At 70.2% G+C, this 22,514-nt stretch carries 16 protein-coding genes; 14 read left to right on the forward strand and 2 right to left on the reverse strand.

The window, feature by feature from the left end; translation table 11 throughout:
* Nucleotides 1–43: 43 nt before the first annotated feature.
* The 4 genes from Aple_RS33355 to Aple_RS33370 all read left to right on the forward strand — a co-directional run bounded on the left by Aple_RS33355 (nt 44) and on the right by Aple_RS33370 (nt 6,522).
* Complete coding sequence (locus Aple_RS33355; RefSeq protein WP_246264957.1) at nt 44–1,255, forward strand: ROK family transcriptional regulator; 1,212 nt, start codon at nt 44–46, stop codon at nt 1,253–1,255.
* A 157-nt stretch (nt 1,256–1,412) separates the two neighbouring features.
* Nucleotides 1,413–4,190 (forward strand): glycoside hydrolase family 3 protein, encoded by a 2,778-nt coding sequence (locus Aple_RS33360; RefSeq protein WP_155348710.1) that lies wholly within the window; start codon nt 1,413–1,415, stop codon nt 4,188–4,190.
* Between the two features lie 14 nt (nt 4,191–4,204).
* On the forward strand, nt 4,205–5,188 hold the full coding sequence (locus tag Aple_RS33365; RefSeq protein ID WP_218038615.1) for a LacI family DNA-binding transcriptional regulator: 984 nt from the start codon (nt 4,205–4,207) through the stop codon (nt 5,186–5,188).
* Between the two features lie 17 nt (nt 5,189–5,205).
* Nucleotides 5,206–6,522 (forward strand): GH1 family beta-glucosidase, encoded by a 1,317-nt coding sequence (locus tag Aple_RS33370; protein ID WP_155348711.1) that lies wholly within the window; start codon nt 5,206–5,208, stop codon nt 6,520–6,522.
* 9 nt (nt 6,523–6,531) lie between these two features.
* Here Aple_RS33370 and Aple_RS33375 read toward each other — a convergent pair whose 3' ends face one another.
* On the reverse strand, nt 6,532–8,301 hold the full coding sequence (locus tag Aple_RS33375; RefSeq protein ID WP_155348712.1) for a hypothetical protein: 1,770 nt from the start codon (nt 8,299–8,301) through the stop codon (nt 6,532–6,534).
* A 52-nt stretch (nt 8,302–8,353) separates the two neighbouring features.
* On the reverse strand, nt 8,354–9,373 hold the full coding sequence (locus Aple_RS33380; RefSeq protein WP_246264958.1) for an alpha/beta hydrolase: 1,020 nt from the start codon (nt 9,371–9,373) through the stop codon (nt 8,354–8,356).
* Between the two features lie 153 nt (nt 9,374–9,526).
* On the opposite strand from Aple_RS33380, the gene Aple_RS33385 reads away from it, so the two are divergent.
* The 10 genes from Aple_RS33385 to Aple_RS33430 all read left to right on the forward strand — a co-directional run bounded on the left by Aple_RS33385 (nt 9,527) and on the right by Aple_RS33430 (nt 22,326).
* Nucleotides 9,527–11,089, forward strand: coding sequence for an MFS transporter (locus Aple_RS33385; protein ID WP_155348714.1), 1,563 nt, complete (start codon nt 9,527–9,529; stop codon nt 11,087–11,089).
* A gap of 67 nt (nt 11,090–11,156) precedes the next feature.
* The gene (locus Aple_RS33390) at nt 11,157–11,864 is read left to right on the forward strand and encodes a DoxX family protein (RefSeq protein WP_170321776.1); all 708 of its coding nucleotides are present in this window, start codon (nt 11,157–11,159) and stop codon (nt 11,862–11,864) included.
* 286 nt (nt 11,865–12,150) lie between these two features.
* The gene (locus Aple_RS33395; protein ID WP_155348716.1) at nt 12,151–13,110 is read left to right on the forward strand and encodes an isopenicillin N synthase family dioxygenase; all 960 of its coding nucleotides are present in this window, start codon (nt 12,151–12,153) and stop codon (nt 13,108–13,110) included.
* Nucleotides 13,111–13,206: 96 nt separating this feature from the next.
* The gene (locus Aple_RS33400) at nt 13,207–15,549 is read left to right on the forward strand and encodes an AAA family ATPase (protein ID WP_155348717.1); all 2,343 of its coding nucleotides are present in this window, start codon (nt 13,207–13,209) and stop codon (nt 15,547–15,549) included.
* A 72-nt stretch (nt 15,550–15,621) separates the two neighbouring features.
* The gene (locus Aple_RS33405) at nt 15,622–17,367 is read left to right on the forward strand and encodes an ABC transporter substrate-binding protein (RefSeq protein ID WP_155348718.1); all 1,746 of its coding nucleotides are present in this window, start codon (nt 15,622–15,624) and stop codon (nt 17,365–17,367) included.
* On the forward strand, nt 17,367–18,374 hold the full coding sequence (locus Aple_RS33410) for an ABC transporter ATP-binding protein (RefSeq protein ID WP_155348719.1): 1,008 nt from the start codon (nt 17,367–17,369) through the stop codon (nt 18,372–18,374). Before Aple_RS33405 ends, Aple_RS33410 begins: the two co-directional genes overlap by 1 nt.
* On the forward strand, nt 18,371–19,402 hold the full coding sequence (locus Aple_RS33415) for an ABC transporter ATP-binding protein (protein ID WP_155348720.1): 1,032 nt from the start codon (nt 18,371–18,373) through the stop codon (nt 19,400–19,402). Before Aple_RS33410 ends, Aple_RS33415 begins: the two co-directional genes overlap by 4 nt.
* Nucleotides 19,399–20,337, forward strand: coding sequence for an ABC transporter permease (locus Aple_RS33420; protein WP_155348721.1), 939 nt, complete (start codon nt 19,399–19,401; stop codon nt 20,335–20,337). Before Aple_RS33415 ends, Aple_RS33420 begins: the two co-directional genes overlap by 4 nt.
* Nucleotides 20,337–21,290 (forward strand): ABC transporter permease, encoded by a 954-nt coding sequence (locus tag Aple_RS33425; RefSeq protein ID WP_155348722.1) that lies wholly within the window; start codon nt 20,337–20,339, stop codon nt 21,288–21,290. Before Aple_RS33420 ends, Aple_RS33425 begins: the two co-directional genes overlap by 1 nt.
* Nucleotides 21,291–21,357: 67 nt before the next feature.
* Nucleotides 21,358–22,326 carry an ABC transporter permease gene (locus tag Aple_RS33430; protein WP_155348723.1) on the forward strand — a complete coding sequence of 323 codons (969 nt, stop codon included), beginning with the start codon at nt 21,358–21,360 and terminating at the stop codon, nt 22,324–22,326.
* Nucleotides 22,327–22,514 lie beyond the last annotated feature (188 nt).

Below are 22,514 nucleotides of genomic sequence, written 5' to 3' on the forward strand. Positions count from 1 at the left end.
GCACATGAGGCATGATGAGCCCGAGCAGGAACGGGGCTGACTTTTGATCACACCGCAGACATCGCACCACGGGCCTCAGCCGGCCGACTTCACCGACGTCCGCGCCACCAACCTGGCCGTCGTCCTGCGGTTCGTCCGCGAGAACTCACCCTGTTCCCGCGCGGACATCGCCGCCTCCACCGGCCTGAACAAGGCTACGGTCTCCAGCCTGGTGGCCGACCTGATCGACCGGCGCCTGCTGCGCGAGACCGGCCTCACCGAGAACCGGGTGGGCCGCCCGGCGACCATGCTGGTGCTGGACGGCTCGCCGTACGCGGCGATCGGCATCGAGGTCAACGTGGACTACCTGACGGCGGTCGCGGTCGACCTGAAGGGCGAGGAGCTGCTGTCCTGGCGCCGATCCTTCTCGGGAGGCACGGCTTCCGCGGGCCAGGCGGTGGCCGGAATCGCCGCCATCGCGCGCCGCGTGGTGAGCCGGATGGCGAAGGAGGCCCGCCAGGTGCTCGGCCTCACGGTCGCGGTGCCGGGCCTGGTGGACGTGAACGGTTCAGTGCGGCTCGCGCCGAACCTCGGCTGGCGCGACGTCGATCTGTGCGGCGACCTGACCAAGGCGATGCGCGATCCGGGCTTTCCGGTCATGGTCGACAACGACGCCAACCTGGGCGCGCTGGCGGAGCTCCGCTTCGGCCCGCACGGCGGCGTGAGCAACCTGGTCTACCTGACCGGCGAGGTCGGCGTGGGCGCGGGCGTGATCATGGACGGGCGGCTGCGGCGGGGCGGCCAGGGCTACACCGGGGAGATCGGGCACATCGAGATCGACCCGGCGGGACCGCTCTGCCAGTGCGGCCGGCACGGCTGCCTGGAGGCCATGGCCGGGATCGGGGCGATCCTCGCGCCAGGGGTGTCGCCGTCGGAGCTGGAACCCGAGCTCGACGAGGTGCTTCGGCGGGCCCGCGCGGGCGACGCCGAGATCCTCGCCCTGCTCGACTCGGTCGGCCACAATCTCGGCAAGGGCGTGGCGATCGTGGCGAACACCCTGAATCCCGAGGTCATCGTGCTCGGGGGATATTTCGTGACGCTGGCGCCCTGGGTGCACAAGCGCGCGGAGGAGGAGATGTTCCGCCGCTCGATCGCGCCCGGAGGCGGCGGCTGCCGCCTGGTCGTCTCCACCCTCGGCCACGGCGCGGGCGCGCTCGGAGCCGCGGCCCGGGTCCTCGATTCGGTCGACTCGGGACGGTTGCCCGCCCTGACTTAGCCCCGACAAATGGGTCTTGACCGGAGGTTCGTCAGGCGGGACCCTTCGGTTGTTAGCCCGATTTCATCTGGGTGAAACCTATCGAAGCGCTTCGAAAGAAGCGCCTTCTTTCGCCCGCCCATCGAAGCGCTTCGACACATGAGGATGGTGGATCCCAATGTCCGAGCCGTTCCGCGATCCCCGGCTGACCACGGAGACCCGGGTCGGCGATCTCCTCGCCCGGCTCACGCTGGCGGAGAAGATCGGCCTGCTGCACCAGTACCAGGCACCGGTCGACCGGCTCGGGCTCAAGCCGTTCCGTACCGGCACCGAGGCGCTGCACGGCCTGGCCTGGCTCGGCCCCGCGACCGTGTTCCCGCAGGCGATCGGCTTGGCCAGCACCTGGAACCCGGAGCTGGTGCGCGGCGTGGGCGCGGCCACCGCGGACGAGGTGCTCGCCTTCCACCGCAAGGACCCGGCCGGGGCGGGCCGCAACGTGTGGGCTCCGGTGGTGAACCCGCTCCGCGATCCGCGCTGGGGGCGCAACGAGGAGGGCTACTCCGAGGATCCGTGGCTGACCGGCGTGCTCGGCACCGCGTACGCGACGGGCTTGCGCGGGGACGGGCCCGTGCTGAAGACCGCGCCGACGCTCAAGCACTTCCTGGCCTACAACAACGAGACCGACCGCTGCGTCAGCTCCAGCAACCTGCCACCCCGGGTGCTGCACGAATACGAGCTGCGCGCCTTCCGCCCCCCGATCGAGTCGGGCGCGGCGGTCGCGGTGATGCCCAGCTACAACCTGGTCAACGGCCGCCCGGCGCACCTGTCCCCGCTGATCAACGACGTCCTGCGCACGTGGACCGGCGAGGACGTCCTGGTGGTCAGCGACGCATACGCCCCCGCGAACCTGTTCGGCATGCAGGCCTATTACGCCGACCCCGCCGAGGCGTATGCGCACGCGCTCAAAGCGGGTCTGGACAGCTTCACCCAGGACGACGCGAACCCCGAAGCCACGCTGGGTCATCTCAGGACCGCCCTCGACCGAGGCCTGATCACCGAGGCCGACATCGACACCGCGGTCCGGCACGCGCTGTCCATCCGGACCAGGCTCGGCGAGTTCGACCCGGTGGAACCGCAGGAGGAGATCGGCGAGGAGGTCGTCAACTGCACCGAGCACCAGCGCCTGGCTCGGGAGGCGGCCCGCCAGTCGATCACGCTGCTCAAGAACGACGGCCTGCTGCCGCTCTGCGCGCCCAAGCGGGTGGCGGTGATCGGCCCGCTGGCCGACGTGCTGCTGGAGGACTGGTACAGCGGCACCCTGCCGTACCGGGTGACGGCCAGGAACGGCGTCGCCGAGCGGTGCGAGACGGTCTACTGCGAGGGTGTGGACCGCATCACGCTGCGCGCCGAGGAGGGCTACGTCAGCGCCACCTCCGACCCCATCGGCGGCCCGCTCGGCATCGGCGCCTCGGCCGAGTTCGACGTGTTCGACTGGGGCGGCGGGGCCTACGCGTTCCGCAGCGTCGCCAACGGCCGGCACGTCAGCGTGGGCGAGGACGGCGTGCTGGTCAACGACCAGCCGGGCCCGAACGGCTGGGAGGTCAGGCAGACCTTCCGGATGGAGGAGCGCTTCCGCGGCCTCGTGCTCCGCCACATCTCCACCGACCAGTACGTCACCGCCGACCAGGGCACGCTCCGCCTCACCGACGACCCGGACGCGGCCACCCTGCTCGTCGTGGACCTGGTCGAGAGCGGCGCCGCGCAGGCCGCGCTGGCCGCCGCGGACGCCGACGTGGCCGTCGTCGTGGTCGGCGACCACCCGCTGGTCAACGGCAGGGAGACCGAGGACCGGGCCGACCTGGCCCTGCCGCAGGGGCAGGAGAAGCTGGTCAGGGCGGTGCACGAGGCGAACAGGGCGACCGTGCTGGTGGTCTCCAGCGGCTACCCGTTCGCGGTCACCTGGGCCGACGCGCACGTGCCCGCGATCCTCTGGTCCTCGCACGGCGGCCAGGAATACGGCCACGCCCTCGCCGACGTGCTCTTCGGCGACGCCGACCCGGGCGGCCGCCTCACCCAGACCTGGTACCGCTCGGCCGGAGAGCTGCCCGACCTGTTCGACTACGACATCATCGCCACCGACGCGACATACCTGTACTACCGGGGCACGCCTCTCTATCCGTTCGGCCACGGCCTCAGCTACACCCGCTTCACCTACGCCGACCTCACCCTGTCCAGCGACGACCTGGGCCCCGGCGACACCCTGACCGTGCGGGTCACCGTGACGAACTCCGGCTGGCGCGCGGGCGAGGAGGTCGTGCAGGTCTACACCCACCAGCAGCGCTCCCGCGTCAAGCAGCCGGTCCGCGCCCTGCGCGGCTTTGAGAAGGTACGGCTGGAGCCCGGCGAGAGCCGTACCGTCGAGATCGGCGTCCCGATCGAGGACCTGGCGTTCTGGGACGTCACCCGGGGGCGCTTCGCGATCGAGGACGCCTCCCACAAGGTGCACGTCGGCTCCTCCAGCCGGGACATCCGGCTGTGCGCGCCCTTCACCGTGAAGGGCGAACGGGTGCCGCCCCGGGACCTGCGCGCACTGGACGCGGCCGACCATGACGAGTACGACGGAATAGTGCTGTGTGACGCCGCCAGGGAGCGGGGAGACGCCGTGCGCTCGGCCGGGCCAGGCGCCTGGATCGTGTTCCGCGACGCCGACCTGGACGGCAAGCCGGAGCAGGCCGTGCTGAGCGCGGCCAGCACCGAGGGCGGCGTGCTCACGCTCCGCCTGGACGATCCCCTGCACGGCGAGGTCCTCGGCACGGTCACGGTCCGGCCGACGGCGGGCGGTCACGACTTCGTCGAGGCGGCCACGGCTCTTTCGCCCGCGACCGGCGTGCGCGATCTTTATGTGGTGTTCGAGAACGAGGGAGTCACGGTGCGCACGCTCGGGTTCGGCCGGTGAGGAAGGTGCGTACGGTGACCATCGCCGACGTCGCCAGGCACGCGGGAGTCGCGGTCAGCACGGTGTCGTACGTGCTGAGCGGCAAACGGGCGATATCGGCGACCACCCAGCAGCGCGTGCTGGAGAGCGTGCGCGCGCTGGGATACCACCCCAACGCGGGCGCGCGGGCGTTGGCCAGCAAGCGGGCCAATGTGATCGCGCTGGTATTGCCGCTGCGGGCGGGCATGAACCTGCCGGTGCTGATGCAGTTCGCCACCTCGGTGGTGGCCACCGCCCGGCAGTTCGACCACGACGTGCTGCTGATGACCGCCGACGAGGGCCCGGAGGGGCTGCAGCGGGTGGCGGCGAGCGCCCTGGTGGACGGGCTGCTGCTGATGGACGTGGAGGTGCGCGATCCGCGCGTGCCGCTGCTGCGCGAGCTGGGCGAGCCGAGCGTGCTGATCGGGTTCCCGGCCGACGCGGACGGGCTGACCTGCGTGGACCTGGACTTCGCGCGGGCGGGGGCGCTGTGCGCCGAACATCTGGCGGCGGGCGGGCATCGCGAGATCGCGCTGCTGGGCGCGCCCCGGGTGGTCTACGAGCGGGGCACGGGTTTCGCCGAGCGCACGCTGGCGGGGTTCACGGCCGCGGCGAAGGACCTGAAATCGGTCGCGGTGCCGTGCGAGGAGACCTACGACGAGGTCGCCGAGACCGTGAAGCTCCTCTTCGATCAGCATCCCGGATTGACCGGTCTGGTCGTGCACAACGAGGCCGCGGTCGGGCACGTCCTGGCCGCCTTGCGCGCGCTTGGCCGATCGGTTCCGGAAGACGTCTCCGTGGTGGCGATCTGCCCGGATGACGTCGCGGAACGGGCGAGTCCCGCGCTCACTTCCGTGCTCATTCCGGCCGAGGATGTCGGGCATCAGGCGGTTAGGCTGCTGATGGCCAAGCTCGACGGCCTTCCCGCGGATTCCATGCTGCTGGAACCACGACTGACGATCAGGGAGAGCACACGTTGACTGTTTCGGGCAATCCCATGCCGACTTCTGGGATCGCCGACTTCCCCCAAGGATTCGTTTGGGGTGCGGCCACCGCGTCGTACCAGATCGAAGGAGCGGTGCGCGAGGACGGCCGGGGACCATCCATCTGGGACGTGTTCAGCCACACGCCGGGGAAGGTGGCCGACGGGCACACCGGGGACGTCGCCTGCGACCACTACCACCGGTATCGCGAGGACGTCGCGATCATGGAAGACCTGGGGCTGCACGCCTACCGGTTCTCGGTGTCCTGGCCGCGCGTGCTGCCCGGCGGCACGTTCAACGCCGCCGGTCTGGACTTCTACGACCGGTTAGTGGACGAGTTGCTGGCGCGCCGCATCTCGCCCATCGCCACCCTCTACCACTGGGACCTCCCCGCCGAACTCGACTGGCGGAACCCGGACACGGCCGCGAAGTTCGCCGACTACACCGAGATCGTCCACCACCGCCTGGGGGACCGGGTCGCCACCTGGACCACCCTCAACGAACCCTGGGTCTCGGCCTTCGTCGGGTACGGCTCCGGCCGCCACGCCCCCGGGGTCAGCGATCCGGCCGCCGCGTTCACGGCCGCCCACCACCTGCTGCGCGCGCACGCGCTGGGGACGCAGGTCCTGCGCGCGGGCGGCGCGGGCGAGGTCAGCGTCACGCTCAACCTGCTCCCGACGGTCGGCGACCCCGAGGTGACCACGCTCATCGACGGCCTGGCCAACCGCCTCTTCCTGGACCCGGTCCTGCGCGGAACCTACCCCGACGACGTCCGCGCCCATATCGCGAAATTTGCCGATCTGGACATGGACGATCTGCCGTTCGAGCCGATCGACGTGCTCGGCGTGAACTACTACACGATCGCCCGGCTGGCCGCCGATCCCGCCTCGCCCGGGCACGAGGAGTATCCCGGCAGCGAGGGCATCGCCTGGCTGCCCCCGCACGGCGTGCCCACCGAGATGGGCTGGGAGGTCATCCCCTCCGGCCTGGAGCAGCTGCTGCTGCGGCTCAGCCGCGACTACCCCGGCACCCCGCTGATGATCACCGAGAACGGCGCGGCCTACGACGACGTGGTCAAGGACGGCCGGGTGGCCGACACCGACCGGATCGCCTTCCTCGACGGCCATTTCCGGGCCGCCCACAACGCGATCCAGCAGGGCGCCGACCTGCGCGGCTACCTGGTCTGGTCGCTGCTGGACAACTTCGAGTGGGCCCGCGGCTACCACAAGCGTTTCGGCCTGGTACGCGTCGACTACGAGTCCCTGGAACGACTCCCCAAGGACAGCGCCCACTGGTACCGCGAGGTCATCGCCAGGAACGGCCTCGACTAGCTACCTCGATCAGCTGCGGACCCGGGCCTGCCGGCCCGGGTACTCGCGCACCATCACGTCCCTGGGCGTGATCCGCAGCACGTCGTTGTCGGCGATCGCCACCCCGGTCACCTCCGCCCAGAACCGCGGATCGCCGACGAAAATGGCCACCCGGGGGTCGCGGTCCACCGCCTCCCACGCCTCCTCGCCCGCGATCACGCGCAGCTCGCCCGACCGGCTCACCGACGTCACCGCGCTCACCGCGATCGACCGGGGGCCGTCCGGGCCGGTGTAGGAGAGCACCACGCTGCGCGAGAAGGTGACCGCGTGCCTGACCTCGTCGGTCAGGTCCGAGGACGGGCTGATGTCCCCGGTCGGCAGCTCGACCCGGGTCAGCGCGGCCCGCCACGGCCCGGGCGTGCCCCGCCACCGGGCCCGGGCCGCCCGCGCGCAGAACGCCACCGCCACGGCCAGCAGCGCCAGCCAGGCGCCCTGCCAGGCCCGGGCCATCTCCTGGACTACACCCGCCACCGCCAGGGAGATCGCCGAGGCCACCAGGAAGCCCAGCGCGCCCACCAGCCAGCGGTCTCGCCGTACCACCCCGCGCAGGTTGGCCCTGCGGCCGACCAGCACCATCGCCGCCGGCACCGCCAGTGCGGCCAGCGCGATCCGGGGGACCGGCAGCACCGACAGGACCAGCAGTCCCCACCAGGCCCGCCCCGCGATGATCCACAAGGCCACGTCCATGTTCCGCCGGGCCACCCGCGAGCTGGAGGCCAGGGCGAACTCGGTCAGCGCCTTCACCGGGCGCCCCCGCCACGCCTCCACAAGCAACCAGAGCAGCCCCACGGCCACGGGGTTGAACAGGACCAGCCCGAGCGCCCCGGACCACGCCCAGCCGATCGTGTCCCGTTCGGGCAGGGTGGCCAGGCCGACCACGTACGCGGCGATCACGAAGAACGCCACGGAGACCGCGACGCTCAGCCACAGATCCCGGCCGAGCATGGCGGGAACGTGCGACCAGATCCGGATTTTTCCGGCCTGCCGGAGCGTCACCGCGAGCACGCCGCCCAGCACGAGCGCGCCGCCGATCTGCGCTTGAAGGTGCAGGTCGAAACCCAGCGCGGCCACGGCGACGGCTGTCATGGCGATCGCCAACAGCCCTCTGACCTGCCAGGACCAGACCTCCAACGCTCTTCTCGCCCGGCCGGTCTCGGCCGGGTCGACGTCCCAGGCCGGGTCGTGGTGGACGCCCGGGGCTTCCCAGCCGAGAAAGGTGAGGCCCAGGTTCACCCGGGCCCCGACATGGTCCTGATCGCGGCGCAGCACCGCCCGATACGCGGCCGCCGCCCGCCGGTGGTCGCCTCGCGCCAGCGCGAGATCCCCGGACAGGGCATGCGGGCCGGGTTCCTCAGGGGCGTACCTGACGGCCGTCTGGGCCTCCGCCCACGCCTCGCGCCAGCGGCCGGGAAGGTGCCGCAGCGCGCCGGCGAGGCGCAGCCGCGCGGCCCAGGAGCCCGGTGCGAGCCGCACCGCCTCCTGGGCCGAGTCGACCGCTTCGGAGTCGCGGCCCAGGCGCTCCAGGGCGAGGCTCGCCAGGCGGTGCCCCCACTCGCCGTGCGGTTCACGATCCACCGCCTGACGAGCGGCCTCCAGCGCCGCCTCTGGTTGGTCGCGGCCGAGCCTGGTAGCCGCAACCGCGCACCAGGACCGAGGGTCGGCGCTGTCTTTCGGGGCCGAGTCCTCAGAACCGGGTTCGCGCCGGGCACGCGCGGATGACTCCTCGGCATCGTTCCCCACCCAACGCATGATCCGCCGCCTGTCCCTGATTGCCTAGGTGTCGGACATATACCTATATCTCTCTAGAGAGGTTCTCAGGTGTCAAGCGGGGAGCGAGCCACTTCACGGCCAGAACGTACCGATGTTCAAGGTTGCTGTGCGTGCCGTCGAAGAGTTCGAACACGACGTCCTCGGCGGGGACCCCGGCGGCCTGGACGGCGCGGTGGAAGGCCGTCGCGCCCAGGTCGAGGAAGTATTCGTCGCTTTTGCCCGCGTCGATCCAGATCGAGTGCAGGCCGCGCAGCGTCTCGGGGCGCTCGGTCGCCATGGTCACGGGATCATATTCCCGCCATCTGTCCCAGACCTCGGGAAGCAGGTGGCCGAGGTCGTCGAACGGGATGTCAACCGTGCCGTCGGGGTTGGAGGAGTAGGAGGCGGCGTTGCCGTACAGGAGGATCATGTCCTGGCCCGGGCAGCGGCCGCCGGTGGCGAAGAAACGGTCCAGGAAGGTCGTCCAGGAGCCGTCGTATTCGTCCCGGAGGGTGCGGGCGGCTTTGGGGAAGTCGCGCAGGTAGAGGACGTCGAAGAGGGCGTCTCCTGCGTGGGTGGCGAGCGCGCCGAACAGGCCGGGGCGGAGCATGGGGGTGATCATCGCGCCGTAGCCGCCGCTGGACTTGCCGGTGATCGCGCGGTGCTGCTTTCCGGCGAGGGTGCGGTAGCGGGCGTCCACGTACGGGACGATCTCCTCGCACAGGTAGGAGTGGTAGCGGCCGTGGCCGGGGGAGTCGACGTACTGGCTGCCGCCGAGCCGGGTCCAGGCGTCGACGAAGACGACGATCGCGGGCGGCGTCTCGCCCGAGGCGAACAGCTCGTCCAGGAGCTCCGGGTAGTTGCGCCGCCACGCCGCCCGGTTGCCCCACATCGTCACCTGCCCCGAATAACCCTGGAGCACGTAGATCGACGGGTAGCGGGCGTCGGTGTCGTCGTAGCCCGGGGGCAGGTAGATCCAGAGCGGCCGCTCGTACGGATCGCCGAGGGCGTTGCCGCGCAGCTCCTCGCTGACGATCGTGACCTTCTCCACGCGTCCGGACATTTCAGGACTCCAAGGCATCATGGCCTCACGATATGTGGCCAATCTCGTCCATAAATGTGTGACTTGACTGTTTGCCGGAACGCCTGAGGATCCTTCGGCTTTCACCTAAGCTGCCACGCATGTCCACCCGGGCCATGACCCCCTGAGCGACCTATGATCATTTTTGGGCGCGAAATCGGCGGGGCCGGGCGGCGCGCGAACCGGTGGTCGGTCCTGGCGCTGCTCTGCTTCAGCCTCCTGCTCGTCGCCGTTGACGCCACCGTGCTGCACATCGCGGTGCCCGCGCTGACCGCCGCGCTGGAGCCCTCCGCGGTCCAGCTGCTGTGGATCATCGACATCTACTCCCTGGTCGTGGCCCCCCTCCTGGTCACCTTCGGCACCCTCGGCGACCGGTACGGCAGGCGCGCCTTCGTCCTGGCCGGCTACGTCGTGTTCGGCGTGGCCTCGCTGGCCGCCGCGTTCGCCGCCACCCCGATCGCCCTGATCCTGGCCCGGGCCTGCCTCGGCGTCGGCGGCGCCATGATCATGCCCGCCACCCTGTCCATCATCCGGCAGGTCTTCACCGACCGCAGGGAACGCGCGATCGCCCTGGGCGTGTGGGGCGCGGTCGCCGCCGGCGGCGCGGCCGTCGGCCCGATGCTCGGCGGCGTCCTGGTCGAGCACTTCTGGTGGGGCGCGGTCTTCCTCATCAACGTGCCGCTGCTGCTGATCGCCCTCCCGCTGGCGATCCGCCTGCTGCCCCCCACCACGAAGCGCGCCCACCCGTGGGACGCCCTCAGCGCCGCCCTCTCCGTGGCCGGGCTGCTCGCCCTCGCCTTCGGCCTCAAGGAGGCCGGATACGGCCACACGATCGGGCGCGGCCCCGCCCTGCTGGTCTTCGCGCTCGGCGTCGCCCTGCTGGTGTGGTTCACCACCCGGCAGCGCCGCCTTGCCACACCGCTGCTGGACATCGGTCTGTTCACCCAGCGCGGCTTCGCCACCGGCGTGGCCTGCGTGCTGCTGGCCATCTTCGCGATGGTCGGCCTGGAGCTGATGTTGGCCCAGTACCTGCAGCTGGTGCTCGGCCTGTCGCCGCTGGGCGCGGCCCTGCGGATGGTGCCGCTGATGGTCGCGGCCATCGTGGGCGGCCTGACCGCGGCCCGGCTGCTGGACCTGATCGGCCTGCGCGCCACCATGAGCGGCGGCCTGGCGCTCACCGCGCTGGCCCTGATGCCGGTGCTGAACTGGGGAGTCGAGGACCACCCGGTGACGCTCGCGCTGTGCTTCGTCGGGATCGGCTTCGGTGTCGAGGTGGCGCTGCTGGCCGCCTCCGACACGATCATGGCCTCGGTGCCGGAGTCCCGGGCGGGCGGCGCGGCGGCGATCGAGGAGACCGCCTACGAGCTCGGCGCGGGCCTGGGCATCGCCGTGCTCGGCACTATCACCACGATCGTCTACGCGCCCGCGCTGCTGGTTCCGGCCGAGCTGCCGCCCGATCTGGCCGTGCTGGCGCGCGAGTCGCTGGCCGCCGCCGCCCACGTGGCGACCGAGCTCGGCGGCCCGGCCGGGGCCGCGCTGCTGGCCGAGGCGCGGCTGGCCTTCGTCTCGGGGCTGCACGCGGCCGTGCTCGTGAGCGTGCTGTTCCTGCTGGTCACAGCCGTCTCGGTGGTGGTGCTGCTGCCCCGGCGGCAAGCCGCGCGAGCTGCGGCGCGGGAGCGTGAACGCGTCGCCGCCTGACATGACCCTGCCGGTTATGGGGAGAAATGCATAGGAAGCGTCCCCGAGGAGCTCCAGAATGGTCCCCGTGAACAGAACACTCCACGACCTCGCCTCGCTGGCGGCCCGGATGGGCGTCGGCGGGATCTTCTTCGCCCAGGGCTGGCAGAAGCTGGAGGCCGGCCTGATCGAGACCGGCGGCCAGTTCGCCCAGCTGGGCGCGCCCGCCCCGCGGTTATGGGCGGGCGCCACGATGCTCATCGAGCTGGTCGGCGGCACCCTGCTCATCGCCGGTCTGGCCGTCTCCTTCGTCGGCATGCTGCTGTTCGCCGAGGCGCTCGCGGTGTTCATCCTGACCGCCGGCGACACCGGGCTGCCGCTCACCGGCGGCGACATCAACCTCATCGTCGGCTTGGGCGCGGCCTCCGTGCTGCTGTCGGTCAACGGCGGCGGGCGGCTCTCGGTCGACCACATGGTGGTCATCAAGCGGCGCGACGCCGAGGAGGCCGACGATCTCGCGGCCGAGGCCGAGGCCGACGCGGTGATCAACGCCCTGCGCGAGCCGCGCGCCAAGACCAACCCCGACCCGAAGGGCCCGGTCACGTTCCCGGCGTCGTCGAGCACCACCGAGGAGGTCACCGAGGCGCTGCCGAAACCCAGGACGGCCCGGCGCTCCAAGCGGGCCGAGGAGACCACGGAGAGCAAGACCGAGGCTCCATCCGAGATCTCCCGCCCGACCGGCGGCGAATCCGGCGACACGCTGGTGGCTGGCCGCCGCACCGGAAAGGCGGACTAGGGCTGCTCTTTCCGCCGAGGTGGCGATGGCTACCAGCGCGCTCACCGGAAGGATCACCACGGCAGCGCACCCAACAGAATGGCGGGTCGTCGGCTTGCTCGCTGTTATCCGGCGCCGTTCACGCAGGTGATGCTTCGCGCCGCCCCGGCGCCAAGAGCGGCACCGGCATCAGGCGTTCCAAGCGGCTTGGTCAGGGCCCGGGGGTCGAGGTGGAGGCACCGGCATAGGGCGTTCCAAGCGGCCTCAGAAGGCGGCGGCTGGTGGTCGGAGCGGAGAGAATGGCGTGATGGGTAGCGAACTGCCGGTTATTGATGTTTCGCCGCTGCTCGCCGGGGGGTCTGCCGCGACTGTCGCTCGGCAGATTGAGGCGGCTTGCGTGGACAGTGGCTTTTTCTACATCAGCGGCCATGGGGTGCCGGCCGATCTGATCACCCGGATGGACGCGGGTGCGCGGCGGTTCTTCGAGTTGCCGCTGGATGCCAAGATGAAGATCTCGATGGCGCGTGGTGGGCGGGCCTGGCGGGGGTTCTTCCCGGTGGGCGGGGAGCTCACCTCGGGGCGGCCCGATCTCAAGGAAGGCATCTATTTCGGCGCGGAGCGGGAGCCTGACGGGCGTCCGCTGAGTGGCCGGAACCTCTTCCCCGACGAGGTGCCCGAGCTGGGCGCGTCGGTGCTGCGCTACCTGGACGTGATGACCGAGGTCGCCCAGGCGGTCATGCGGGGAGTCGCGCTGAGCCTGGGACTGGACGAGGACTACTTCGCGGAGAGCTACACGGCCGACCCGACCATCCTGTTCCGGATATTTCACTATCCGCCCGCTACGGCGGACGACGGGTGGGGCGTCGGCGAGCACACCGACTACGGGCTGCTCACCCTGCTCCTCCAGGACGACAACGCGGGACTCCAGGTGCACAGCGCGCGCGGCTGGATCGACGCGCCGCCGATCCCCGGCACCTTCGTCTGCAACATCGGCGACATGCTCGACAAGCTGACCGGCGGCCACTACCGCTCCACCCCGCACCGGGTGCGCAACGCCAGCGGCCGGGAGCGGCTGTCCTTCCCGTTCTTTTTTGATCCCGGCTGGGACAGCGAAGTGCCACCCCTGCCGTCCCGCCCCCGGCTGGACGGGGGCAGAGCCCGCTGGGACGGACAGGACCTCAGGGCTTTCACCGGCACATATGGCGATTACCTTCTGTCCAAGGTCGCCAAGGTATTTCCGCAACTTCGAGCCGACGTACTGGACTGACGGATTCGGGGCAGCGGCGAAGACGCGCCGAAACTCGCGGGGGCGTCCATTCGGCGCTTCGGTGCGGTATAACCGGGGGCGGACCGGGGAGGCGTCATGCGGGAGGATGGCCGGGCCCGTCCCACGGGACGCGCGGCAGCACGGAACCTGTTCGAGCAGGTGCGACTTCGCTATTTTCACCTCCCGCCGTTCGCCAGACGGGCGGTCTTCATCGGCGGGCTGATCGGCGCGCTCGCGCTGGCGGTCGCCTTCGGGTGGTCGCTGTGGAGCACGTTCTTCGTCACCGTCATCCTGCTGGCCTTCCTCGCGCTGGCGCTGCGCTTTCCGCGCGCCGCCGCGACCACGCTGGTGGTGGCCGGGTGGACCGCCGTGTCCCCCGTGGCGCTGCACGCGCTCAGCGGCCAGGGCGCGACCCCCTACGTGCTGTTCATGCTCCTCCTGCTGGGCATCCTGGTGGCCGCGGCGGCGCATCTGATCCGCTGGGTGCCGCCCTGGCTGACCGCGCTCGCCGCGCTGGCGCCCGCCGCCGTCGTGTGCTTCGCGATCTCCTCGGTCTCCCTCTCCGCCGCCATCTGGGGCGCGTACGGCGTCGCGGGCATCGCCCTGGTCCTCCGGTTCGTCCAGGCCCGGCGCGTCAAGGCGGAGCTGCCGGTAGAGGAGCAGCCGGCCCAGCAGCGCGGCCGGGCGGGCGGGTTCCAGCCCGCTCCCGGCGACAGAGGGCCGAAGCCGCCGCCGCCGATCACCGTCGAGCAGGCGCTCGGCGAGCTGGAAGGCATGATCGGCCTGGCCCCGGTCAAGGAGCAGGTGCGCTCGATCGCGGCCTCCATCGAGGCGGCCCGCCTGCGCAGGGAGGCGGGCTACAACACCGAACCGCCGATGCGCCACTTCGTGTTCGTCGGCCCGCCCGGCACCGGCAAGACCAGCGTGGCCCGCAGCCTGGCCAAGATCTTCTACTCGTTCGGGCTGCTGGAGACGCCGTTCGTGGTCGAGGCGCAGCGCGCGGACCTGGTGGGCGAGTATCTCGGCGCCACCGCCATCAAGACCAACGAGCTGATCGACCGCGCCCTGGGCGGCGTGCTGTTCATCGACGAGGCGTACGGGCTGATCAACTCCGGGGACGGGCAGCCGGACCGGTTCGGCCAGGAGGCCGTGCAGACGCTGCTGAAACGGGCCGAGGACGACCGGGACCGGCTCATCATCATCCTGGCGGGATACGAGAAGGAGATGGCCTCGTTCCTGGGCTCCAACCCGGGGCTGTCCAGCCGCTTCTCCAGCCGGGTCAGGTTCCCCAGCTACGACGCCGACGAGCTGCTCGCGATCACCGAGTCGCTCCAGGCCGGGCGCGGCGACCGGCTGGATCCCGACGCGCGGCCGGTGCTGCGCGGCCTGTTCGAGGACGTGCACCGGCGCGGCCTGGTCGACGAGCTGGGCAACGCGCGGTTCGCCCGCAGCGTCGCCGAGTCGGCCGCGCAGGCCAGGGACGTCCGGGTGGTCAGCGCCGGAGGCGCGCCCCGGGGCGAGGACCTGGTCACCACCACGGCGGCCGACGTGACCAAGGCGTTCCACGAGATCACCGCGCGCTTCCGCGGCTACCAGGCCACACCGACGCTGGAGGACGCGCTGCGCGACCTGGACCGGATGGCCGGGCTCGAACCGGTCAAACGGCAGGTGCACGCGATCACCGCGCAGCTGCGGGTGGCCCGGATGCGGGAGGAGCAGGGGCTGCCGGTGCAGTCGCAGATGCGGCACTTCATCTTCGCCGGGCCGCCCGGCACCGGGAAGACGACGGTGGCCCGCATCCTGGGGCGGATCTTCTCGGCGCTCGGGCTGCTGGCCAAGTCCGACGTGGTCGAGGCGTCCCGGGCCGACCTGGTCGGGCAGCACCTGGGGTCAACCGCGATCAAGACCAACGAGCTGGTGGATCGGGCCATCGGCGGGGTGCTGTTCGTGGACGAGGCGTACAGCCTGGCCAACACCGGCTACTCGGGCGGTGACGCGTTCGGCCAGGAGGCCGTACAGACGCTGTTGAAGCGGGCCGAGGACGACCGGGACCGGCTGGTGATCATCCTGGCGGGTTACGAACGGGAGATGGACGCTTTCCTGGCCACCAATCCCGGGCTGGCCAGCCGGTTCAACCAGCGGGTGGCGTTCCCTTCGTACTCGCCGGACGAGCTGGCCGAGATCGCGGCGATGACCGCCGCGACGGCGGGAGACCGGTTCGACCTGGCGGCCACCCGGGACCTGGCCGACGTGTTCGCGTGGGTCTGCCAGGAGCGGCTGATCGACGGGCTCGGGAACGGGCGGTTCGCGCGCTCGCTCTACGAGCGGGCCGCGTTGCGGCGGGACGTGCGGCTGGCCGAGCAGAGCAGCGCCAGCGCGGCCGAGCTCGTCACCATCACCAGCCAGGACGTTCGATCGGCGGTCGACGAGCTGTCCTGATCAGAGTTTTGCCTGTTCATGGCATTACCGCTCCATACCGGATCACACTATTGATGCCGGGGGGTGGGCTTGGTGAAGATCCGCGACGGCATGGCGCTCGCGACGGTCCTGATATTCGTGGGGACGGCGTGCGGCCCCGGCGTCGCTCCCGGCGATGGCTCGGTTCCGGTGCAGGGCGGCACGCTCAAGGTCATCGGGTCGGGGGATGTGGACCATCTCGACCCGTCCTCCTCGTATACGACCGTGGCCTACACCCTGAACCGGACCTGGACCCGGCAACTGGTGACCTATCCGGCGAGCAATGACTTCAACAAGGCCATCACGATCGTGCCGGATGTGGCCGAGGCGCTGCCGCAGATCAGCGCGGACGGTCGCACGTACACGTTCAAGATCCGCGACGGGGTGCGCTGGAACACCACGCCCGCCCGGCAGGTGACCGCGGCCGACTTCGTCCGCGGGCTCAAGCGGCTGGCCAACCCGGTGCAGCCGTCCGGCGGGATCTCGTACTACACCGGGACGATCGAGGGGATGCAGGAGTTCTTCACCGCGTTCCAGAAGGCGCCCAAGACCGCGGCCGGCATCGCGCAGTTCATGGCGCACAACCAGATCAAGGGCGTGCGCGCGGTCGACCCGAAGACCCTGGAGATCAGGCTCACCACGAAGGCGAGCGACTTCCTGAACATCATGGCGCTGCCGTTCGCGTCACCCGCTCCGGTGGAGTACGAGAAGTACGTGCCCGACGGGCCGGAGTTCCGGCAGAACACGATCTCGCTGGGGCCGTACCAGATCACCACCTATCAGGCCGGGCGGGCGATCCTGCTGAACCGCAGCCCCGCCTGGAAGCAGGACGCCGACCCAGTCCGGCGGCAGTACGTCGAGCGTATCCAGATCATGCTCGGGCAGGAGAGCGCCGATGTCGTGCAGCAGCAGCTGGAGGCGGGGACCGCGGACCTGTCCTGGGACCAGCCGGTGCCGACGTCGGCGATCCAGCGGATGAACGGCGACCCGGAGTTCCACGTGTTCGAGGGCTCCTCGCTCAATCCCTTCCTGGTATTCAACCTGCAGAGCCCGAACAACAACCGGGCGCTCGCCAACGTGAAGGTGCGGCAGGCGATCAACTTCGCGATCAACAAGGTGGCGATCGCGCAGATCTACGGCGGGCCCATGCTGAACACGGTCCTGGACGGCGCGATCCCGCAGGGCAGCTCCGGCTTCGACATCGACGTCAAGCCCTATACGACGCCGGGGCACGTCGGCGATCCCGGCAAGTGCCGGACGATGCTGGCCGAGGCCGGAGTGTCCGGCCTGACGTTCCAGTTTCCGTACCGGACCACCGGCAACCACCCGAAGGTGGCGCAGGCGATCGCGGCCGATCTCACCAAGTGCGGGATCGCGACCACGCTGATCGCCACCTCACCGGACGACTTCTACGGGCGGTACCTGTCCAGCGTGGCCAAGAGCCGTGAGGGCAAATGGGATATCGGCGGGCCTTCGTGGCTGCCCGACTGGTACGGCAACAACGGCAGGTCGATCGTCGTGCCGCTGTTCTACGGGGCCAACTACGCGGAGGGCTCCACCAACTACGGCGCCTACAACAACCCCGCGGTCAACGCGACCATCGCCAAAGCCCTGACGGCCGCGTCGGCGAGCGCGGCGGAGGCGTCCTGGAAACAGGTCAACGCCATGATCATGGCCGACGCCCCGATCGTGCCGCTGATCTCCCAGAACGTGCCGACCTTCCGCTCCAGCCGGGTGCAGAACGCGCTCTACTCGCCGTTGTCGCAGCAGTTCGACTACACGCAGCTGTGGCTCGGCTGATGGCGCTCCTGGAGGTCTCCCGGCTCACTGTGTCGTTCCCGACCCCGGACGGCGCGGTGCAGGCCGTGCGCGGGCTGAGCTTCGACGTCGAGCGCGGGCGCACGCTGGGGATCGTCGGCGAGTCCGGGTCGGGCAAGAGCGTCAGCACGCAGGCGCTGATGGGCCTGACCCGGGGGGCCGAGGTCGCCGGATCGGCGCTGTTCGAAGGGCGCCAGCTGATCGGCATGCCGGCGGAGGAACTGCGGCGGCTGCGCGGGGCCGAGATCTCGATGATCTTCCAGGATCCGTTGTCGAGCCTGCATCCGCTCTACACGGTGGGGTGGCAGATCGTGGAGCTGATCCGGATTCATGAGCCCTTTGTGGGGAAAGCGCAGGCGCGCAAGCGGGCGGCTGAGCTGCTGGGGCTGGTCGGGATTCCGCAGCCGGAGCGGCGGGTGGACGACTACCCGCACCAGTTCTCCGGCGGCATGCGGCAGCGGGCGATGATCGCGATGGCGCTGGCGCTCAACCCGAAGCTGATCATCGCCGATGAGCCCACGACGGCGCTCGACGCGACCGTGCAGGCGCAGATCCTGGATCTGATGATGCGGCTGCAGAAGGAGTTCGACACCGCGCTCATCATGATCACCCACGATCTGGGGGTGATCGCCGACATCGCCGACGAGGTGCTCGTCATGTACGCGGGCAAGCCGGTCGAGCGGGCCGGACGGCGGGATCTCTACTACCGGCCGCACCACCCCTACACGGTGGGGCTGCTGGAGTCGGTTCCCAGCACCACCGGCGCCAAGGGGCGGCTCAAGCCGGTGCCCGGCCAGCCGCCGAGCCTGCTCCGGCCGCCGAGCGGCTGCACGTTCCATCCGCGCTGCCCGTACGTGATGAGGCAGTGCCGGCTGGAGGAACCGCCCTTGATGGGAGAACCCGGTCATCAGTCGGCCTGCTGGCTGCCCCTGGACGTGGTCGGGCTCGGTCCCGAGGCCGCGCGGCGGCGGGAGGAGGAGTCCTCATGAAGCCGCTGCTGCGGGTTACCGATGTGCGGAAGTATTTCCCGATCCGGGAGGGGTTGTTCGTCAAGAAGGAGGTCGGGCGGGTTCACGCCGTGGACGGGGTGAGCCTGGAGGTGCGCGCGGGGGAGACGCTCGGCATCGTGGGCGAGTCCGGTTGCGGCAAGTCCACGCTGGCCAGGTGCATCACCGGGTTGTATCCGGTGACGTCGGGGTCCATCGAGTTCGATGGGGATCCGCGGCGCGAGGTTCAGATGATTTTTCAGGATCCGTACGGGTCGTTGAATCCGCGGCGGCGGATCGGGTCGATCATCGCGGATCCGCTGGTCATCCATCGAGTGGGGACCAAGGCGGAACGACGACGCCGGGTTCAGGAGCTGATGGAGCTGGTGGGGCTCAATCCCGAGCATTTCAACCGGTTCCCCGCCGAGTTCTCCGGGGGGCAGCGGCAGCGGATCGGGATCGCGCGGGCGCTCGCGCTGCGGCCCCGGCTGGTGGTCTGCGACGAGCCGGTGTCCGCGCTGGACGTGTCGATCCAGGCCCAGGTCATCAACCTGCTGAAGGACCTGCAGGCGGAGCTGGGGCTGACCTACGTGTTCATCGCTCATGATCTGTCGGTCGTGCGGTATGTGAGCGATCGGGTGGCGGTGATGTATCTGGGGCGGATCGTGGAGACGGCGGCGGGGGAGGATCTGTACAAGTTGCCGCGGCATCCATACACGAACGCCCTGCTGTCGGCCGCGTCCGTGGCGGACCCCGATCTGTCGGCCCAGCGCGAGCGGATCGTTCTGACCGGGGATGTCCCGTCCCCGATTGCGCCCCCATCAGGCTGCCGATTCCATCCGCGCTGCCCGAAAGCGATGCCGAAGTGCGTGACCGATGATCCGCGGCTGCTCGCGCAAGGGCGTCCCGAAGGCGGGCATTTCGCCGCTTGTCATTTTCCGGTGGAACCGGGCGAACATCTCGGCTCGGAGAAGGCCCAGATTTTTCAGGAATCCACCGAGCCGCATCTGGAGAAAGGGGGTGGAACATGAGCCTGACCGAGGCGTCGGCCGAGGCCGAGCACATACCTGAGCAGGCGGAGGCGGTCCGCGGCAAAGGGCCCTGGCAGCTGGCCTGGGAACGACTGACCCGGGACCGCGCGGCCATGGTGTCGCTGGGGGTGATCATCGTGATCGTGCTGCTGGCGCTGCTCGCTCCGGTCTTCGCCGCCATCACCGGGCACGGCCCGCAGGACGCGTTCCCGGCGACCGGGCTCACCCCCGAAGGGCTGCCCGTCGGCCCCGGTTCCGGGTTCTGGCTGGGCGCCGACAGCCTCGGCCGGGACCTGTTCATCCGGATCCTGTACGGCGCGCGCATCTCGCTGCTGGTCGGGCTGCTGTCCACCCTGCTGGCGACCCTGTTCGGGGTGGTGGTCGGCATGGTGGCCGGGTTCTACGGCGGCTGGGTGGACGGGGTGCTGGCCCGGGTGCTCGATGTGGTGCTGAGCTTTCCGTACCTGCTGGTGGCGATCGTGCTGGTCGCGGTGCTGGGCGCCAGCGTGCCGCTGATGATCCTCGTGATCGCGTTCTTCTCGTTCGCGGCGATGGCCCGGGTCGTACGGGGGCAGACCATCACTTACAAGGAACGGGAGTTCATCGAGGCCGCCCGATCGATGGGCGCGAGCAAGCCCCGCACGATGTTCGTGGACGTGGTCCCGAACCTGATCGCACCGGTCACCGTACTGGCCACCCTGCTGATCCCAACCTCGATCGTGTTCGAGGCCACCCTGTCCTTCCTCGGCCTGGGGGTGGACCCACGCACGCCGAGCTGGGGCGCGATCCTGTCCGACTCGGTGGACTACTACCGGGTCGCACCGGGCCTGCTGATCTTCCCTGCCGTCATGCTGCTGCTGACGACACTGGCCTTCAATCTGCTCGGCGATGGGATCCGCGACGCTCTTGATCCACGTGGGGAAGGTGGCCGCTGATGTCACGTTTCCTTCTGCGCCGGGTCCTGTTCGGCGTGCTAGTGCTCTGGCTGGTCGCTACTACGGTTTTCCTGCTCTTCTTCGCCGGGCCCGCCGACACCGTCGCCCGGCGGCTGGCCGGGCCGCGCGCCCCGATCGAGGTGATCAACCAGATCAGGAACACGCTGGGGCTCGACCGGCCGCTGTGGGATCAGTACCTGTCCTTCCTGGGCAAGCTGCTCCACGGTGACCTGGGGGTCTCCTTCATCAGCCAGACTCCGGTGACCACGCTGATCGCGCAGAGCCTGCCCGGCACGCTCTGGCTCGTCTTCGGGGCGGCGGTGTTGTGGATGACGGCCGGGATCACCGGGGGAGTGCTCAGCGCGACCAGGCCGCGGGGGCTGCGAGACCGGGTCACGACCGTGATGGTGCTGGCCGGGATCTCGCTGCCGACGTTCGTGCTCGGCATGCTGATGATCTATCTGGCCCTGTCGGTGTTCCCCTGGTCGGGGCTCCAGCCGGGGCCGTACGTCTCGCCGCTCTGGGATTTCGCCGGGTTCCTGCAGGTCATGATCATGCCGTGGATCTGCCTGGCCGTCGTGCAGGCCGCTGTCTACGTCCGGCTCACCCGGGGATCCATGCTCGACACGCTCGGCGAGGACTACATTCGCACCGCCCGGGCCAAAGGCGCGCCGGAACGGCGGGTCACCTACCGGCACGGGCTGCGCGCCGCGCTGACCCCGGTCGTCACGCAGTTCGGCGTGGACATCGGCACCCTGCTCGGCGGCGTCGTCGTCACCGAGTCGGTCTTCGGCCTGCAGGGACTCGGCCAGCTCATGATCCGCTCGGTCCGGAACGGGGACCTGCCGGTGATCATCGGAGCGGCGATCCTGGCGTCGGCGTTCATCGTGATCGCCAACATCCTGGTGGACGTCGCCTACTCCTTCCTCGATCCGCGAGTCCGGCTGGCCTGAAACTGTCACTCAGAGTCGCTAGGCTGTTGCGCACTGTTGATTTCTTCCGGTGGCAGGAGGCGATTCGGTGGCGGGGTTCCTGGCCCGGCGGCTGATCGGGTATGTGGTGCTGGTGGCCGTCGCCACCAGCATGGCCTACCTGCTGGCCGCCGCCGCGCTGAACCCGCGCGCCAACTACGCCGAGCGTATGCCGCGCCCGCCCGAGACGGCGGTCGACGCGCAGCTCGCCGCCTACAATCTCAACGACAAGGAACCCCTGGCCACCCGCTACCTCACCTGGGCTGCGGGAGTGCTGCACGGCGATTTCGGCCGCGCCTGGAACGGCTCATCCGTGAACGAGGACCTCGGCCGCCGCGCCGGGGTGACGCTGCGCCTGGTCGTGGCCGGCCTGCTGCTCGGAGCGATCGCCGGCGTCGCAGTGGGCGCGTGCGCGGCCGTGGGGCAATACGGGTGGTTCGACCGCCTGTCGACCGTCGCGTCCTTCGGCGTGCTGGCGGTGCCCACCGTGGTCCTGGCCAACATGCTGATCATCGGCGCCGTCTGGTTCAACGAGCTGACCGGCGTAAAGATCTTCTTGGTCAGCGGCGAGTCCACCCCCGGCGTCGACTCCACGCTCGACCGCCTCCAGCACCTGGCCCTCCCCACCCTCACCCTCGCCCTCAGCATGGCCGCCGTCTTCAGCCGCTACCAGCGCAACATGCTCCTCGACGTCCTCGGCTCCGACTTCGTCCGCACCGCCCGCGCCAAAGGCCTAACCCGCCGCACCGCCTACACCCGCCACGCCCTCCGCGTCGCGTTGATCCCCGTGGTCACCTACTTCGCCTTCACCTTCGGCGCCCTCCTCGTCGGAACCACAATCACCGAAACCATCTTCGGCTGGTACGGCCTAGGCCACCAACTAGTGGCCTCCATCCGCACGAACGACGTCAACACCGTGGCCGCGATCAGCTGCCTGGCCGCCCTGGCCCTACTGGTTGCCGCCATCGCCGCAGACCTTCTGCAGGCAGCGCTTGACCCACGTGTGAGGACAACATGATGTCGGACGCGGTCACGGGAACCGCGTCCACAGCGCCGGATCCACGTGCCGGTGGTCGGCCAGGGCTGGATGGAGACCCCCACGGTTTCGTGGCTGGCGAGGTCGTGTGCCGGGAGGATTCCGGTTCCCTTGTGCTTTCGCGGTGGCGGGTTGTTCGTCGGCGGTTTGTGGGGTCTTGGGGTGGGCGG

The organism is Acrocarpospora pleiomorpha (assembly GCF_009687885.1).
Taxonomy (GTDB): domain Bacteria; phylum Actinomycetota; class Actinomycetes; order Streptosporangiales; family Streptosporangiaceae; genus Acrocarpospora; species Acrocarpospora pleiomorpha.